Below are 18263 nucleotides of genomic sequence, written 5' to 3'. Positions count from 1 at the left end.
ACACATGATAATATAACTTGAGTACTATCATGTGTATCATTTTAAAAATATGAAATATATAAGTTGAATTAAATAATTTAAAAAGTTGGTGAAATTATGAAATTAGGTATACATTTATCTACTTTTACTAATGAATGGGATGAAGATATTTTTAGATACATAAGAAAGGTAAAAGAATATGGTTATGATGGAGTGGAATTTCCACTGATGGATCCAGATAATTTTAAGGTAGATAAAGCTAAAAAATTGTTGAACGAGTATTCTTTAGAATGTACATGTGGAACGGGTATGAATCCTCAGAGAGATATTTCTGCAGAAGATAGTGTGATTAATGAAAACGGAATCAATCATTTAAAAAAATGTTTAGATATATGTAGTGAATTGGAGACAGATTGCCTTGGAGGTGTTTTGTATGCGCCTTGGGGTACTTGTATGAGTAGAGAAGTAGGAAAAGATAATATTAAAAGAAGTATAGAAAATTTATCAAGAATTGGTGATTATGCAAAAGAAAAGGGTGTTGTACTAGCTCTTGAGATGATTAATAGATATGAAACATATGTAATCAATTCAGTTGAAGACGGATTAGCATTCATAAATGAAATAGATAACGAGAATGTTAAACTTCATTTTGATACTTTTCATGCTAACATTGAAGAAAAATCTATGAAGAATGCTTTAATCAAGGGCGGAAAGAATATATATCATATTCATTTCTGTGAGAACGATAGAGGCGCACCGGGTACAGGACTGATAAATTGGCAACAAGTAAAAGAAGGAATAGAGTCAATTAAATATAATAGATGGATTACATTAGAAAATTTTGTTGTGCCTAACTGTGGAGTTGGAAATGACGTCTTCATATGGCGTAATATAGATGAAAGTGGCATTATTGTTGCTGAAAAAGGGATAAAATTCATGAGACAGTTATTTGAAATATAAAGGAGGAGTAATATGTTGAATTCAAAGCAAATACAAGAATTGTTGATAAAAATAGCAGATATGTTTATTGAAAAACAAGATGAATTATCTAAGTTAGATGCAATTATTGGTGATGGTGACCATGGAGTTACTATGGCTCGAGGTGCTAAAGCAGCTAAGGAAAAAGTTTTAGCTTTAGAGGAAGGGTCTTGTAGAGAGTATTTTAAAACATATGGTCGTACGTTGATATCTACATTAGGTGGAGCAATGGGACCTCTATATGGAAGTATATTTCTTGAGATATCAAAAGCTTGTAAAGGTAAAGAAACAGTTTCATTAGGTGAATTCTCAGAAGGATTCAATAATGGTATGTTAAAGGTTATGGAGTTAGGTGGTGCTAAAGTAGGAGATAAGACAATGATAGATTCCATACATCCTACGGTAGAAGCACTTGGAAAAGCTAAGAACGAAGGGAAAAATTTAGTAGATGGTTTTGAAATAGCTGTCAGTGCAGCAAAAGAAGGGGTTAATAATACAATTCCTTTGATTGCAAGAAGAGGACGTTCTAGGTATCTACAAGAAAAAGCTATTGGTCATCAAGATGCAGGTGCTACATCTTTTAGTTATCTAATTAAAACGATATATGAATATTTGAAAGATATGAAATAGTAGGAGGGATATTATGATAGTTAAAAAGATTATTAATAATCCAGATAATATTGTTAGTGATACAATTGAGGGTTTTGTAAAAGCCTATGAAGATAAGATCGAAAAATTACCTAATAGTAATGTCGTAATAAGAAAAAAGATTGAAAAGGATAAAGTAAGTGTCATCATTGGTAATGGTTCAGGGCATGAACCAGCTTGTATAGGATTTGTTGGAGAAAACATGTTGACAGCTAATGCATATGGTGGAGTATTTGCTGCTCCAAGTCCCGATACATTATATGATGCTATAGAAGCATCAGAGAATGGTAAGGGAGTATGTGTTTTGATATCTAACCATGCTGGTGATGTTATCAATTCAAAAATGGCTATAGATATGGCAGAGGACGATGATATATTATGCAAAGGTGTAATATTATATGATGATATAGCTTCTGCTCCAAAAGAAGAAGAAACTGAAAGAAGAGGCACAGCAGGAACACTATTCAACTATAAAATTACCAGCTCTTATGCTGCAGATGGTCATGAGCTGGAAGAAGTAGCAAAAATGGCAGAAATGGTAAGAGATAATACTAGAACATTAACAGTAGCAACTGTACCTGGAACATCACCTGTTACTGGATATAAGATGTTTGAAATAGCTGATGATGAAATAGAAATAGGTATGGGCGTTCATGGAGAAGCAGCAGCACATACTATGAAGATAGGTACAGCAGAAGAGATTGCAAAAGTTATGTGTAAAAAATTAATTGAAGATAAACCTTATGAAAAAGGTGATGAAGTAGCTGTATTAGTCAATGGATGTGGACAAACTACTTACATGGAATTATTAATATTCTATAATGAAGTAGAGAAAATATTATCTAAATCTGGAATAAAAACTTATAAACCTGCTATTGGCAATTATATTACTACTCAAGAGATGGGTGGAATAGCATTAGCTTTTTGTAAACTTGATGAAGAAATGAAGAAACAGTGGTCAAAAACAACTGATGCACCTGGTTTTCATATATAAAGGAGGATTCATATGCAGTTATTACCTATGAAAGAGCTTTTATTGGAAGCTAAGGCTAATAACTCAGCTGTTGCAGCGATAAACGTTAGTAATATGGAAACAATAACTGGGTTATTAGAAACAGCACAGAAAATGGAATCATCTATTATCTTACAGATATCACCAATGCAGATTCAAGCACAGAAAATAACTTATGCTAAGATAGTGGAAATGATAAAACTTTTTGGTAGAGATTATGACATAAAGGGTTCCATACATGTGGATCATGCTGTTGAAGTTGAAGATTGTTATAAGGCTATTGATGCTGGTTTTACCTCGGTAATGTACGATGGTTCAATAGTTGACTTTGATACTAATATAGAAAACACATTAAAAGTTGTTAATTATGCTAAGGGAAAAAATGTTACAGTAGAAGCAGAATTAGGAAAAGTTGGTGGTGTAGAGGCTTCTGATAGTAGTGAAGAAGGTTACATGACTGACCCTGACGAAGTAGAAATATTTGTAAGCAGGACTGGTGTGGATTGTCTGGCTGTAGCTATAGGAAATGCTCATGGACAATATAAATCCAAACCAAAACTAGATTTTGATAGATTAAGTGCAATATATGAAAAAGCAGGTATACCTTTGGTTCTCCATGGTGGTACAGGAATACCTGATGCTGATATAAAAAAGGCAATTTCAAGAGGAATTAGGAAAGTTAATATATTTACAGAAGTAGATAGAGCTTTTGTTAAAGGTTTTGTAGATGCTTATACAAATAATAAAAACATATATATGATGAATGCTCAAGAACAAGCAAGACAATGTATGATGAGAGAGATTGAAAAGAAACTCCGTATTTGCAAAAATGTAGAGGAGGAATAGATATGAGAATTGGTTTGATTTCAGTAGGATTCCCTAATTTTAGATATGATATTGCTAATGAATATTTACAGAAATCTCTAGAAAAACTGGATAACAGCAATTACGAAATCTTATGTTGTGGTAAGACACTTATTGATGAACAAGAAATCTACAGCGAATTATCTAATCTAAAACAAAAGAATATAGATTTATTGATTTTACAATGCGGTACATATTCTTATGGTAGCTGCATGATGAAGATAGTTGAATTATTTGAACATACACCACTATTGATGTGGGGATTCCCTGAACCTGTTATAGAAGGATTTTACGGACTTCCACTTAATTCTTTGTGTGGGCTTAATATGTATGGCAGTTTTTTAGAAAAAGTAGACAAGAAATATAGTTATGTTTATGGAAACGTAGAAGATGAGGCTACTTATAACAAAGTAATAAATACAATTAGAGCTATTGAAATAAAGATGAAGATGAAAGAAAGTAAATTCTGTATTATTGGAGGAAGAGTACCAGGATTTTATTTATCCAATGTTGATGAAGTAAGGTTTCGTCATGAGATAGGTCCTGAGATCGTATATTATTCTCTAGCATCATTAATACAGGATGTAAAAAACATCTCATCCAAACGAGTTGAAAAAGAAATAGAAGTAATGGTAGGAGAACCTGCCAAAGTTACTACAACTAATGAAATGCTAGAAAAATCAGCAAGAATATATCTAGCGATACAAGATTACAAAGAAAAAAATAATATAGATGGTTTTACTATTAAATGCTGGCCTGAATTTCAAGAATTAATGGGTTGTAGTGTTTGTGGTGTTGTTTCAAGACTTAATAATATTGGAGTAGCTACTTCATGTGAAGGTGATATAACAGGGCTTGCAACAATGTATATACAAAATCTTATTACAAAAGCCCCATGCTTTTTCGCTGATCTAGTTAATATAAATGAAAAAGGTGTTGCAAAAGCTTGGCACTGTGGACCAGCTCCATTATCTTTAGCAAGAGATAAAGAAACAACCGAGTACTTGGAACATCCAACTATCAAACAAGGAATGGGATTCGCAGTTCAGTTCAAGATGAAACTTGGAAAACTTACAATGATGAAATTAAAAGAAGCTAAAAATAAATACAAGATGTTCATGGCTACAGGTGAAGGAATTGAAGAAGATAGGGAATTAGTGGCTAATCAAGCAGATATAAGATTTGATGCACCTATAAGTAAAGTATTAGATACAATAATGACTAATGGAATTGAACATCATTATGCTATTGTTTATAGTGAAATAAAAGATATATTAATAGAAACTTGTAAATGGATGGGAATAGAAGTAATAGATTGCTAGGAGGGCATTAATATGGATAGAGATGACTTTATTTATGCAGCTGGGTATTATCCGTTAATGCATGATAAAGAAGATTGGGACAGGGATCTTAAGTTAATGAAAGATTCTGGTATCAATATGATACGAACTGCTGAACTTTTTAATACATGGGATAGAATAGAACCTGAGAAGGGTAAATTCAACTTTGAGTTTTTAGACGAATTTTTTGACTTATGCCTTAAGTATGATATAAAGATTCTGCTTGGAACAGGAACAGCATCACCACCCTATTGGTTACATGAATTATATCCAGATGTAAATATACTTAATAATCATGGAGAGCAATATCCTAATAACGTGTCTTATACTTGGGCATGTATAGATAATCCTGGATATATAAGTGAAGTAGATAGATATTTAACTGTATTAATCAATAGATATAAAGATCATGATGCATTATATGCTTATCAGATTCATAATGAAGTAAGTTTCCCTTTTATGCCGTTAAAAGAGGGAGATATAGATATATATTGCTATTGTAATCATACTAAGAAGAATTTTAGGAAATGGATAGAAAACAAATATAAAACCTTAGAGAAATTGAATTATGCATATAGATGGGGAGCAACCAATACTTGCCATACTTCATGGGAACAAGTTGAACCTCCAAAAACAAAACCAACTAGTTGGTCAAGTGTTACTAGATGGTTGGATTTTCGTTTATTCTGGATGGATAATTTTGTGAAATTCATTAGTTGGCAGAATGATATCATAAAACAATACGATACTAAGCATCTGACTACTACAAATATTTTCTTCTTGAAATCTCAAGATCCTCTAGGTGTCTTAACAGCTCTTGATCAATTTGAAATGGCAAAAGTTGTAGATATAGTTGGATATGATTTATACCCTGGTAGTGGGAATAAACTAGAGAAGAAACCTGAATTTTCATCCATGTTCTTGGATATGGCAAAAAGTACATCAAAACCATTAGGAAAAGATTACTGGTTGTTAGAGACTGAAAGCGGTCCTATCAATGGCTGGGTTTTAGGACCAAGTAGAAATGTAAAAGGTTTTGATTTAATAAGAAATGTATTTGAAGCAGTAGGACATGATGCTAAGTTGACATTATATCAAGGATGGCGGGAATGGGATTTCCAACCGCTACATTGGGGAGCTATCGTTGATTTGGATGGTGGCAAAACAGAAAGAACAGTTGCAGCCAAAAAGATAGGTAATGTTCTTAATGAATATGGAAAATCTTTTGTGAAATCTAGTAATAATAAGGGCGAAATAGCGATATTAATCTCAAAAGAAAATGCTATTGTCCTAAATGGTATGGGACAAGAGGATTTCTTAATAAAAGCTTTAAGAGGTGCATATACAACCTTCTGGGAAAAAGGTTACAATATAGAATTTGTTAATGAAGATTTGGTAAAAAATGGCTATGCTGATAAGTATCCTGTTCTATATATGCCTTTCATGTCTGTTGTAGATGATAAATTAGCTGAGGGATTGGATATGTATGTTAATCAAGGTGGTACACTAATAGGAACAGCTAGATGTGGAATGTTAGGTCAGTATGGATGGTACAATCATAAAATACCTTGCTATAACTTAAATGATGTATTTGGTGTTGAAGCAATAGAAATAGAAGCAGGAATCAATCCTAATGTGTCCTATGATATGAAAAACTATACTGGATATTGGCACAAGGAAATTTTACAGATAAATGATAAAAATGTGGATATACTGGCAAGATTCAATGATGATAAACCAGCAGTGACAATTAATAATTATGGAAAAGGTCAAGCAGTATATTTTGCTACTCATCCAGATGTGGCTTATTTAGAAGAGAAATCATATCTATTATGGGATATTATAGATGATATTCTATTACCAAAAGGATTAGGTCCTAAGATTAGTGTAGATTACACTAATAGAAGTGTTAAAGAAATTGATGTACACTATTTAGAAAATGATAGAGAAGAATATTTAATTATTACAAACTATGTCAACAAAAAACATTCTGGATTCTTTATTAATGGCAAAAAATATGTTAGAATTGCTATGAAAACTGATAGACAATATCATAGAGCAATTGATATAATGACTGAAGAAACCATTGATGTGCAAAATGAAAATGATAGTATATTAATTGAAACAAAAATATTAAAAGATCAAGTTAAGATAATAAAATTATTCTGATTATCTTGTATCAAATGTCATGGGGACGTTTAGGTTTTCATAAATTGCATTTAGTTTATGATACTTGGACGTTTCCTTGCTATAATCATTTGGTTCAAGAAACGTCTATATGGTATAAAAAATTTAGAAGGATGGTGATTGTAAATGAGAGATTTACATAAAATAAAATGCTTTTTGTTAGATATGGATGGTACTTTCTATCTAGGGGATGAACTTATAGATGGTTCTATGGATTTCTTGAAGATTCTTGAGAAACAGGATAAAGAATTTCTTTTTTTAACTAATAATTCATCTAAGAATAGAATGGCATATGTAGAAAAATTAAAGAGATTAGGTTGTGACGTGGAACCTGATAAAGTATTTACCTCTGGAGAAGCTACAACAATTTATTTACAGAATGAAAAACCTGAAGCTACTGTATTTTTGCTTGGTACGCCTCTTTTAGAAGAAGAATTCATTAATGCAGGGTTTAAGCTGGTAAAAGGAATAAATGAATCTCCAGATTATGTTGTGTTAGGGTTTGATACTACCCTTACATACGAAAAATTATGGATAGCATGTGATTATATAAGAGATGGAGTAACATATATTGCTACGCATCCTGATTATAATTGTCCTCTTGCGGGAGGAAAATTTATGCCAGATGCAGGTGCAATGATAGATTTTATTGCCGCTTCAACTGGTAAAAGACCACACGTAATTGGAAAACCAAATGCTGATATCATTAATGTTATCTGTGATAAATATGGTTACAATAGAGAAGAAATAGCTATGGTTGGTGACAGATTATATACTGATATAAAAACAGGAATTAATGCTGATATTGCTACAGCGGTAGTTTTGTCTGGAGAAACAACTATTAGGGAATATGAAAAATCAGATATTATTGCTGATTTTGTGTATCCTTCTTTAAAAGAATTAGGGGAAGACTTGTAAAAAAAATAATAAATAGTAGGTGGCATAATTATATATTGCCACCTTTACATTAGTTAGTAATATGTTATCTCAATAATCTCAACAGGATAATTATTCTCGATAAAATCTACAACATTATAATAGATTTGTTCATTGGTTTGATTATTATTGCTAACTATTGACAATCCTAGTATACTTTTATTTAATATATCATTATCTGCTACTTCAGCGATACTCACATTAAATTTATTATGAGTTTTATGAATAATACTTTTTATTACGCTACGCTTGTCCTTTAATGAATATGAATCAAATATTATTATAGTTATAGTTACTGTTTTTACATTCATTAATCTCACCTTTAACATTTTCGCTTGATTTGATTTTGTATGTCTTTTAATTATTTAGATGTGAAATTATCTGACCATTATGGATTACATAGCTTAAATCAGTTAATCCTTCTATGTTTTCTAAGGGATTTTCTTTGCAAATTATCAGATCAGCTATTTTACCTTGATCTATTGAACCTAATTTTTTTTCAATATTACATGATTTTGCTGCATTGATTGTAGCAGACCTAATAATATCAATATTTGACATACCTGCTTCTTTGTATGAAATTACCTCTGTTATAGGGAATTTATCATCAAAATTAATATCAAATCCATCATAATCTGTTCCAAATACTACAGTTCCACCAGCATTATAGAATCTTCTAAGATTATCTATAGCTATATCATAACAATCAAGGGTATATTTATTACTGACACCTTTCCATAGTTCCATAGTTGGTATCCAAGTGACTCCTTTATCAATAAGTGCTTTTATATCATCATCACTTACATTTCCTATAATCATATGAGCTATTTCATCTACATTTCCATCTAATACTAGGGGTATATTGTAAGAGTTGGTTACGTGGGCAGTAACTTTCAAATTATTTGCATGAGCTGTTTTTGTAATAGCTTTGATTTCATCCAATTCTAGCATATTGTATGTTTTACGGTTAATATAGTCTTCTATACTTATTTTGATTACATCAACACCCAAAGGTACGTGATGTTCAACAGATTCAATAGCTTCGGTAATTGAATCAATAAAATAGTGCCCATATCCATTTGGTTTTGTTATTATTGGAGTAGAGGTAAGAAGAGTACAATTATTATTGTCACTATTCAATTCTGATTTCACATTTGTTAGAGTACAATTATCAAAATCATTTAAAGTTCTAACAGCTGTTACACCATATTTTACCCATTTTTGTAACTGAATATAATCATCACTACTACATAAATGAACATGAGTATTGATAAAACCAGGTAAAATATATTGGTTATTAATGTCTAATGTTTCTTTGAAGAGGTACTTCTTACTATTATCAAATACTACGTCGATTATTTTATTGTTATTAATAACAATAGTACCGTTTTCTTGAATAGTGCCACTGTTTACGTCCAAAATGGAACAATTAGTAATTCCTAAATCAAAAACTGTTTTTTCACTTTTAGTACAACCCACAAGTAGAAATAATAAAAATATAACTAATGATAAAACTCTTTTCACTTAATCCCCTCCAATAAATTTATAAGAATTATGTCTTTATTAAATTGAAAGTAGATATATTGTTTTTATATAAGTTTATAAATTAAGTAGTTATATAACTATATATTTATTGTAATAATATAATATCATATACTGGATATATTATCAAAGTATAATAAAAATTATATTTTAAAATTAAGAGTTTTCTATTGACATTTATTAAAATAATAATATAATATAGTATAACTTAATACCCTGAAAGACATAGAAAAGAAGAGTAGGTAATGGATTATTTTACAGAGAACCCATGTAGCTGAGAATGGGCATTTATGAATATACTGAACATGGTCTTGGAGTTGCGCACCGATACAGTAGTTTAGGCTGCGACGGGATCGCCCGTTATAGCGATAAAGTATAACTTAGGTCATTTCCTAAGCGTACTTGATGAGATCTGTATTGTGAAATACAGATAAACTGGGGTGGTACCACGATTATGCATTTTAAGCATTCGTCCCCGGAAATAAATATTTCCGGGAGGTGAGCGCTTTTTTATTTACCCTAATACAGATTAACAGTTAACTGTTCTATACCATTACAAGTAGAGATAGTCGTTTTTTGTTAATAAGTTAATAGTTAACAATATTAAAATAGAAAGAGGTAATAAGATGAATGTAATAATTAGTGGTGCATGGGTTTATGCAAATGGTTCGTTACACATAGGGCATGTGGCTTCACTTATATCAGGTGATGTCATTGCTAGATATTATAGACAAAAAGGTGATAAGGTATGTTATGTTTCGGGTAGTGATTGTTATGGAACTCCAATTACAATCAAAGCAAAGAAAGAAGGTAAATCTCCACTAGAAATAGCTGAATTTTATCATAGCGAATTTGTGGATTGCTTTAATGCTCTTGGATTCTCATATGATTATTATGGTAAAACCACGAGTGATGAACACAATGAATTTATTAAGGATTTTCATAGCAAATTATATAAGAGTTCAAGCATTATTGAAAAGAGAGTACAACAAGCATACTGTGTTAATTGTGAAGAATATCTACCAGATAGATTCGTTGAAGGTAGTTGTCCTGAATGTGGAGAGATAACAAGAGGTGACCAATGTGATGCTTGTGGAAGAGTACTTGAACCAGAGATATTAATTAATGGTACTTGTGCAGTATGTGGTAAAAAAATTGGTTTCAGAGAATCCACACATCTGTATTTGAAATTATCAGATTTTGAATCCGACTTAAGAAAACTAGTTAATGAGTCTAAATATTGGAGGAAAAACGCAATAGATTTTACTAATCGTTATTTAGATGAAGGTCTTAGAGATAAAGCTTTGACACGTGATTTAAGCTGGGGTGTTGAAGTTCCAAGAGAAGGATACAGTGACAAGAAAATATATATATGGGCTGAGAATGTACTTGGTTATTTATCTTCTAGCAAGGTAGCGATACAATCCAATAAAGATTTTAACGATTTTTGGAAAGATGAAAAAGCTCTGCATTATTACGTACACGGTAAAGATAATATACCATTTCATACTATAATACTTCCATCATTGTTATTAGCTAATGGAGAAAATTATCATCTTCCAGATAGAATTATTTCAAGTGAATACTTAACACTAGAACATAAAAAAATATCAACAAGTAAAGATTATGCTGTTTGGATAAAAGACATCGTTAATCGTTATGATCCAGATACTATAAGATATTTTCTTATTGCTAATGGTCCGGAAAAAAGGGATACAGATTTTTCCTTCAGGGAGTTGATTAATCGGCATAATGGAGAACTATTAGGTACTTATGGTAATTTCATTAATCGTACAATTGTTTTTATAGAGAAATATTTTAATAATGAAATACCTAATGGTAGTTTTGATGAGAATATAGAGGTACAGTTAAAGAATATATATAAGACTACTGGGGAAAACATAGAGATAGGAAATCTGAGAGCAGGGTTAGAAGAAATATTCAATCTACTTAGAAGTGCCAATAAATATTTTGATACAAATAAACCTTGGGAAACTAGAACAACAGATATAAAAGAGTGTGAAAATACTATATATAACTGTATTCAGATTATAGCTAATACAGCAGTATTGTTAGAACCATTTATACCTTTTTCATCTAATAAGGTTATAAAATGGCTGGGAATCGATGACAGATGGGAATTAAAATTGATTGAAAGTGGAAAAAGCATTAATAGTATTGATAAGTTATTTGAAAGAATAGATAAAAAAATTATAGATGAAGAACTTGAAAAGTTAAATATCAACTAATTATCAATAGTTTTAATACTATATCTCTGAATGCATTTAAATACAAAATAATATAGGTATGTATATATAAAATGATTTATTATATTATTGACATAAATTGTCCAAGAGAGTATATTGAAGTTATCATGATTTAATAACTAATATAATTACATGGAGGTAAAATTTATGAAAGTACAATTCTTAGGAACAGCGGCTGCTGAAGGCATACCTGCACTATTTTGTAATTGCCCAATATGTATGGAATCTAAAAGACTTGGGGGAAAGAATATCAGAAAACGTTCAAGTATCATTATTGATGATAAGATAGTCATTGACTTCACTAATGATGTTATGCATCATGTTCATACATATGGAATAGATTATTCAAGATTAGAATATCTTTTGATTACACATTCTCATAGTGATCATTTCAATTATTATGATTTAGAATTTAAATTACCAGGTTATAGAAATGAGGGTAATCCCAAATTAAATATTTATGCTAACAAAACATGTTTAGATATATTAGATCAGTTTGAGGATTTTTCAGGGGATATTGATGAACATTTTACACTTAATAGAGCTGAACCTTTCAAATCATTTTTTATAGAAGATTATAAAATTACACCATTATCTGCTAGACATAGAACTATGTATGATGAAGAAGAGTGTCTAATATATATAATCGAACATGATGGTAAAAGAATGTTATACGGGCTGGATTCAGCTTATTATTTTGATGATGTTATTGATTATATAACCAAACTTTATTTCGATTTAGTTATTTTAGATTGTACATGTGGTTTTGGTGAAACCAATGAAAATTCAACTCATATGTGTTTAAAGGATAATGAACAGATTGTACATATTTTAAGAGAAAATACTGCAGTAGATGAAAAAAGTACCGTTATCTCTCAACATTTTTCACATAATGGTCTTGTTGTTTATGATAGAGATAAAGACACATTCAAGAAAAAGGGATTAATGATGGCTTATGATGGAATGGTAGTAGAAGTTTAATATTGGTTTATAAATAAGAATAAGAATTGTATAATAATTTTTATTCTTATTTATATGCATCTTTTATTTAAAGCTTATCAGAGGTTAACTGTCTATATTGTTTTGGAGATAGTCCAGTTTGTTTTTTGAAGACTAGAGAAAAATAGTATGGGGTACTAAATCCAACTAGTTCAGATATTAATTTGATACTTTCATTATTAATAGTTAACAACTCCTTAGCTCTTTCAATTCGTAGTCTATTTATATACTCCATAGGGGAGAGACCGAATGTACTTGTGAATAACCTTATCAAGTAATTAGGATGGAGATTCATATAATCAGCAAGTTCATTAATGGTAATCTTGGTGTGAAGATTTTCTTCTATAAAATCTAATAGGAGATTAAGCTTGGTATCTGTTGCTTGCGTCTTCAAAGTTATTTCATTGTTACATATCTCTGAAAAGTATGTTGATAAAAGTTGCATAAGAGTTGCCTGAGCATTCAGTGGTGAAAAAGGATTATCACTATTATAATAAGCAGTTAAGTCCTCAAAAAGTGAAATGATTTTTTGGGGATTTTTTATTGTTTTCATATATGGGATATCTAAGAAATCTGATATGGTAATTGAACCAATATATGCATTAAAATGACACCAGTGTTTGGTATAAGTTTTTGGGCTTATTGTTGAATAACCATGTGTACAGCCTTCAGGTATAAACATCATATCTCCAGGTTTTGGATAATATGCAACACCATCAATGTATATAACACCATCACCTTTTTCGATAAAATATATTTTACAATAACCTAGATTAGATTGAGTATCCTTCCAAGTTAGTGGAACTTGATTGTAAGCTGATATTATTAAATTAACCCTGAGATAAGACATATATTTTGAAATCATTTTATCTTGTGATTTTGACATTTTATTCTCCTTATTGACTAATTAAAAATATTATAAAAATAGGTTAGTATTTTATATTTATATTATATCACAGACTAATTAAAATATAAATATATAGTGCGAAAGGAGAAAATGTATGAGACAAATAAAAGATTATATTAAAGATATTGAAAAGGTCATTAACGAAGGACCGTATAAAGATACGTGGGAGTCACTTGGAGAATATAAAGAACCCAAATGGTATAAGGATGCGAAATTCGGTATTTTCATTCACTGGGGAGTTTATTCAGTACCAGCTTATGGTAATGAATGGTATCCAAGAAATATGTATATAAAAGGGTCAAAAGAATATGAGCATCATATAAAGACTTATGGTCAACATAAAAACTTTGGGTATAAAGATTTTATACCAATGTTCAAAGGTGAAAAATTCGATGCTGATAAATGGATGGAGCTTTTTGCAGATGCTGGTGCTAAATATGTTATGCCAGTTGCAGAACATCATGATGGATTCCAGATGTATGATAGTGAATTGTCTGAGTTCAATGCAATGAAAATGGGTCCTCAGAAAGATATATTAGGTGCATTAAAAAAAGCTGCAGAAGAGAAAGATATAGTTTTTACTGCATCCAGCCATAGAGCTGAGAATTATTGGTTTATGTCAGGACTCAGAGATTTTGATTCTGGTTTACAAGATACACAGTTTCAAGAGCCTTATGGTCATGCTGTAAAACTATTTGAAAATGAAGAACTACATGAGACTACTCATAATATTCATAGTAAAGGACCATCAACTGACCACTTGAAGAATTGGCTTGTTAGAACTTGTGAACTTGTAGATAAGTACCAACCAAAAGTTGTATGGTTTGATTGGTGGATTCAAAATTTAGCGTTTAAACCATATCTAAAGAAATTTGCAGCTTATTACTATAATAGGGCTGTAGAATGGGGAGAAGAAGTGGCTATCAATTATAAATTTGATGCTTATGCTAAAGGAACTGCCATATTTGATGTTGAGAGAGGTCAATTAGCTTCTATAAGACCTAGATTATGGCAGACAGATACAGCAATAGCTACAAATTCTTGGGGATATACTGAAAACAATAATTTCAAGACACCTGAATCGGTAGTATGTGATCTTGTAGATATTGTTAGTAAAAATGGTTGTCTATTACTTAATATTGGTCCAAAATCTGATGGGACAATAACAAAAGAAGAAGAAAATGTATTAAGATGTATTGGTAAATGGTTAAGAATAAATGGTGAATCAATCTATAATACAGAATATTGGAGTACTTTTGGTGAAGGACCAACAGAAATTATTGAAGGTGCTTTCAATGATGAAAAGCGTTCATCCTTTACAAGTGAGGATATAAGATTTACATACAATGCACCTTATATTTATGCTAATGTATTAAGATGGCCTGATAATAATGAAGTGGTCATTAAATCATTGCAAAAAGGTAGTAAATATTTTGCAGGGGATATAATTGATGTTAAGATTCTAGGCTATGATGATGGTTTGAATTATGAACTGAACGAAAATGGATTAATAGTGTCAATTGATAAGACTATAAATACAACTTATCCAGTATGTATTAAGATAAAGATTAATTAAATTTAAAATCTATTGATTATATTAATTAAATATGTTACCATATACTCGAATATAAAATTGAATATTGGCTAGGGGGGCTAGTATAGCTAGCTGAGATAAAGAACGATATTCTTTGACCCTTGACCTGATCTGGTTCGTACCAGCGGAGGGAAGCTTATCGTAATATTAATTAATATAATGGTAGTAAGGCAATCCTCGGATTGCCTTTTTGTTATTTATAGGTTTGCTTCGCCAATAAACCGTCATTAATATATTTGATTATCTTATCAATAAGTTAATTGATTATTATGGAAAGGAAATGATTACATGAAATTTGAAACTAGAGAATTAGCTTTATCTGGTGTACTTATTGCGCTAGGTGTTGTACTAAGCCCGTATCATATTCCTATTGGTGCTTCAAAATGTTTTCCATGGCAACATCTAATCAATGTAATTTCTGCAATACTATTAGGACCTGTATACGCAGTACTTAATGCAATAGTTATATCCACACTAAGAAATATCTTTGCTATGGGAACATTATTAGCATTTCCAGGAAGTATTTTTGGAGCGCTATTTGCTGGTCTAATGTTTAAAAGATTTGCTAATACATATCTTGCTGCTCTAGGCGAAGTAATAGGAACAGGGATTATTGGAGCTATAATAGCATGTCCAGTAGGTATCTTATTTATGGGCAGACAAGCTGCAATATTTGGTTTAGTAATACCATTTATTATTAGTTCTTTTGCAGGAGCGGTAATAGCTGTATTACTATTTGAACTTACAGCATTAAAAAAATTAGTAATCAAAAAGAAGGTATCTATACAATGAAAACAGCGTTAACAATTGCAGGTTCAGATTGTAGTGGGGGTGCAGGTATTCAAGGAGACCTTAAGACCTTTGATGCCCATGGAGTATATGGTATGAGTGTTATTACAGCTGTAACTGCCCAAAACACTACAAAAGTATCTTATATTCAAGGATTAGAACCTATCACAATTACAAAACAATTAGAAGCTATTTTTGATGATATTAAAGTAGACAGTATTAAAATAGGAATGTTGTTTAACAAACGAATAGTAACAGCTATAGTTAATACTTTTGAACAATATAATCTACCAAAGATAGTTTTAGACCCTGTCATGATATCTACTACAGGAAGGATATTACTTAAGGGTGATGCAATAGAAAGTATTGTAACAGATATGTTTCCGTTATGTAACCTTATAACTCCAAACATACTTGAAGCAGAACGATTAACAGATACAGCTATTAGCAATACAGATGATATGGAAACAGCATGTAAAAAATTATATGAACTTGGTCCAAAAAATATTTTGGTCAAGGGTGGCCATCTTAGAGATACAGCATGTGATGTTTTATTTGATGGTAGTAAGTTTACATATTATAACCACCAAAGAATAGATAACCCTAATACACATGGAACAGGGTGTGCATTATCTTCTGCTATAGCAGCTAATATCAGTAAGGGGCAAAATACTACTGATGCAGTTAAACTGGCAAAAAATTATATTACAAAAGCGATAGCAGGTGGATTTTCAATAGGTTCTGGAGATGGACCAGTTAATCATTTCATAGAAGGGAATTATTATGAGTAACTATATGGATAATTTTGACTTTAGTACAATATATAAAAATTCAATGAAGCCATTAATACATTATATCACTAATTATGTAACTTCTAATGATGTTGCAAATATGACTCTTGCTTTTGGTGGTAGTCCAATTATGGCGGAAGCTATTGAAGAGGTTGATGAAATAACATCAATTAGTAATTGCCTAGTGATTAATATAGGGACTATAACATCTAATAAGTTAAAATCAATAAAAAGAGCAATTAAGGTTGCTAACAACAACAATGTACCTATAATATTAGACCCTGTTGGTGTGGCCGCTACAAGTTATAGAAAAGAAATAGTATTTGATATACTGAATAACTACAAAATTGATGTTATTAAAGGTAATGCATCTGAAATTAAAGCCCTTCTTGGACTAGAGACTAATTCAAAAGGTGTAGATTCAGAAGAAATGGATGTAGAAGATATTGAGGCTATTGGATATAAAGTTGCCAAGACATATAATATTATAGTAGCGATTACAGGGAAAATTGATACTGTTTGTAGTGATAAATATGTTGCTAAAATTAATGACGGTTCTAAAATGCTTACATCTATAACAGGAACAGGATGTATGATTTCACCACTTATTGCGGTAGCATTAGCTAAAACTGGTGATGCTTTTGCAAGTAGTATTTATGGCATTTCAGCTATGAATGAGGCTGCTGTCTTAGTCGATGATAATCTAAAAGAAAAAGAATCGGTAGGGACATTTAAAGTGAAATTACTAGATAGTATTTATAATATGAAAGATAAGAATTTTATAGATAGAAAGAAGGTAGTTGTCAATGAAATTTCAAAATGAATTATATTTAATTTCAAAACAATATCCAGACTTTAATATTCTACTAGATAAGACTGAACAAGCCCTTAGAGAAGGAATATCTATTTTTCAATATAGAAGTAAAGAAGAAGATAAAGAGCTATTATATAATGAAGCTACAAAAATAAAAGAATTATGTGATAAATATAATGCTTCTCTTATAATAAATGATAGAGTAGATATTGCGAAAGAAATAGGAGCAGAGGGTGTTCATCTTGGACAAGATGATACCAGTATTAAAGAAGCAAGAGAAATTCTTGGCAAGGATGTTATTATCGGTGCAACAGCGAAAACTGTTGAAGATGCCATAAGATGTTTTGAAGAAGGAGCGGACTACCTTGGAGTGGGAGCTTTATTTCCTTCACCAACTAAACTTGATGCAGTACAGATTAAGCTCAAAACATTAATTGATATTAAAAATGCTGTTCCTATACCCGTTGTTGGTATTGGAGGAATAACAGCAGGAAATTTAACAAAAGAAATTAATGATAATGTAGATTCAATCGCTATCATTTCTGAGATTTACGATTCAAAAAATATAAAAGATGCCATAAAAAAACTAAAAGACGCTTTTTCGAAAGGAAGGAAT

General features: G+C 30.9%; 16 protein-coding genes, 1 pseudogene, 1 riboswitch and 1 other annotated feature. Of the genes and pseudogenes, 14 read left to right on the top strand and 3 right to left on the bottom strand.

The genetic code is table 11. From position 1 onward, the window contains the following. Window positions 1-96: 96 nt before the first annotated feature. The 7 genes from ACX6CF_RS16735 to ACX6CF_RS16705 all read left to right on the top strand — a co-directional run bounded on the left by ACX6CF_RS16735 (window position 97) and on the right by ACX6CF_RS16705 (window position 7926). On the top strand, window positions 97-939 hold the full coding sequence (locus ACX6CF_RS16735) for a sugar phosphate isomerase/epimerase family protein (protein ID WP_458786498.1): 843 nt from the start codon (window positions 97-99) through the stop codon (window positions 937-939). A 12-nt stretch (window positions 940-951) separates the two neighbouring features. Next, window positions 952-1587 carry a dihydroxyacetone kinase subunit DhaL gene (gene dhaL, locus ACX6CF_RS16730; protein ID WP_458786497.1) on the top strand — a complete coding sequence of 212 codons (636 nt, stop codon included), beginning with the start codon at window positions 952-954 and terminating at the stop codon, window positions 1585-1587. A 13-nt stretch (window positions 1588-1600) separates the two neighbouring features. Then, window positions 1601-2599 (top strand): dihydroxyacetone kinase subunit DhaK, encoded by a 999-nt coding sequence (locus tag ACX6CF_RS16725; RefSeq protein ID WP_458786496.1) that lies wholly within the window; start codon window positions 1601-1603, stop codon window positions 2597-2599. A gap of 12 nt (window positions 2600-2611) precedes the next feature. Then, window positions 2612-3463 (top strand): class II fructose-bisphosphate aldolase, encoded by an 852-nt coding sequence (locus ACX6CF_RS16720; RefSeq protein WP_458786495.1) that lies wholly within the window; start codon window positions 2612-2614, stop codon window positions 3461-3463. A 2-nt stretch (window positions 3464-3465) separates the two neighbouring features. Next, window positions 3466-4803 (top strand): L-fucose/L-arabinose isomerase family protein, encoded by a 1338-nt coding sequence (locus ACX6CF_RS16715; RefSeq protein WP_458786494.1) that lies wholly within the window; start codon window positions 3466-3468, stop codon window positions 4801-4803. A 12-nt stretch (window positions 4804-4815) separates the two neighbouring features. Then, window positions 4816-6990 (top strand): beta-galactosidase, encoded by a 2175-nt coding sequence (locus ACX6CF_RS16710; RefSeq protein WP_458786493.1) that lies wholly within the window; start codon window positions 4816-4818, stop codon window positions 6988-6990. A gap of 144 nt (window positions 6991-7134) precedes the next feature. Further along, the gene (locus ACX6CF_RS16705; protein ID WP_458786492.1) at window positions 7135-7926 is read left to right on the top strand and encodes an HAD-IIA family hydrolase; all 792 of its coding nucleotides are present in this window, start codon (window positions 7135-7137) and stop codon (window positions 7924-7926) included. Window positions 7927-7979: 53 nt separating this feature from the next. Here ACX6CF_RS16705 and ACX6CF_RS16700 read toward each other — a convergent pair whose 3' ends face one another. Both ACX6CF_RS16700 and ACX6CF_RS16695 read right to left on the bottom strand, forming a co-directional pair. Beyond that, window positions 7980-8255, bottom strand: coding sequence for a DUF503 domain-containing protein (locus tag ACX6CF_RS16700; protein ID WP_458786491.1), 276 nt, complete (start codon window positions 8253-8255; stop codon window positions 7980-7982). Between the two features lie 46 nt (window positions 8256-8301). Next, complete coding sequence (locus tag ACX6CF_RS16695; RefSeq protein ID WP_458786490.1) at window positions 8302-9468, bottom strand: amidohydrolase family protein; 1167 nt, start codon at window positions 9466-9468, stop codon at window positions 8302-8304. A gap of 235 nt (window positions 9469-9703) precedes the next feature. Then, window positions 9704-9966: a binding site (T-box leader), on the top strand. Window positions 9967-10112: 146 nt separating this feature from the next. Here ACX6CF_RS16695 and metG point away from each other — a divergent pair. After that, complete coding sequence (gene metG, locus ACX6CF_RS16690; RefSeq protein WP_458786489.1) at window positions 10113-11735, top strand: methionine--tRNA ligase; 1623 nt, start codon at window positions 10113-10115, stop codon at window positions 11733-11735. 165 nt (window positions 11736-11900) lie between these two features. Next, window positions 11901-12734 (top strand): MBL fold metallo-hydrolase, encoded by an 834-nt coding sequence (locus ACX6CF_RS16685; RefSeq protein WP_458786488.1) that lies wholly within the window; start codon window positions 11901-11903, stop codon window positions 12732-12734. Between the two features lie 67 nt (window positions 12735-12801). Here the strand turns inward: ACX6CF_RS16685 and ACX6CF_RS16680 are convergent, their stop codons facing one another. Then, window positions 12802-13638, bottom strand: a complete 837-nt coding sequence (locus ACX6CF_RS16680; RefSeq protein WP_458786487.1) for a helix-turn-helix domain-containing protein — start codon at window positions 13636-13638, stop codon at window positions 12802-12804. A gap of 115 nt (window positions 13639-13753) precedes the next feature. Here ACX6CF_RS16680 and ACX6CF_RS16675 point away from each other — a divergent pair, with 115 nt between their 5' ends. The 5 genes and pseudogenes from ACX6CF_RS16675 to thiE form a co-directional block, all read left to right on the top strand. Then, window positions 13754-15235 (top strand): alpha-L-fucosidase, encoded by a 1482-nt coding sequence (locus ACX6CF_RS16675; RefSeq protein WP_458786486.1) that lies wholly within the window; start codon window positions 13754-13756, stop codon window positions 15233-15235. 60 nt (window positions 15236-15295) lie between these two features. Beyond that, window positions 15296-15403, top strand: a riboswitch (TPP riboswitch). 138 nt (window positions 15404-15541) lie between these two features. Next, the gene (gene thiW / locus ACX6CF_RS16670; RefSeq protein WP_458786485.1) at window positions 15542-16045 is read left to right on the top strand and encodes an energy coupling factor transporter S component ThiW; all 504 of its coding nucleotides are present in this window, start codon (window positions 15542-15544) and stop codon (window positions 16043-16045) included. Further along, entirely contained in the window at window positions 16042-16833 is a 792-nt protein-coding gene (gene thiD, locus ACX6CF_RS16665) for a bifunctional hydroxymethylpyrimidine kinase/phosphomethylpyrimidine kinase (RefSeq protein ID WP_458786484.1), read from the top strand. The genes thiW and thiD overlap by 4 nt, the downstream gene beginning before the upstream one ends. Further along, entirely contained in the window at window positions 16826-17656 is an 831-nt protein-coding gene (gene thiM / locus ACX6CF_RS16660; RefSeq protein WP_458786483.1) for a hydroxyethylthiazole kinase, read from the top strand. Before thiD ends, thiM begins: the two co-directional genes overlap by 8 nt. Continuing rightward, window positions 17640-18224, top strand: a pseudogene (gene thiE, locus ACX6CF_RS16655) (thiamine phosphate synthase); the annotation flags it as partial. The gene thiM and the pseudogene thiE, both read left to right, overlap by 17 nt. Between the last annotated feature and the right edge of the window lie 39 nt (window positions 18225-18263).

This window comes from Vallitalea sediminicola (assembly GCF_054408565.1).
This window is presented reverse-complemented; position numbering and strand designations above follow the sequence as displayed.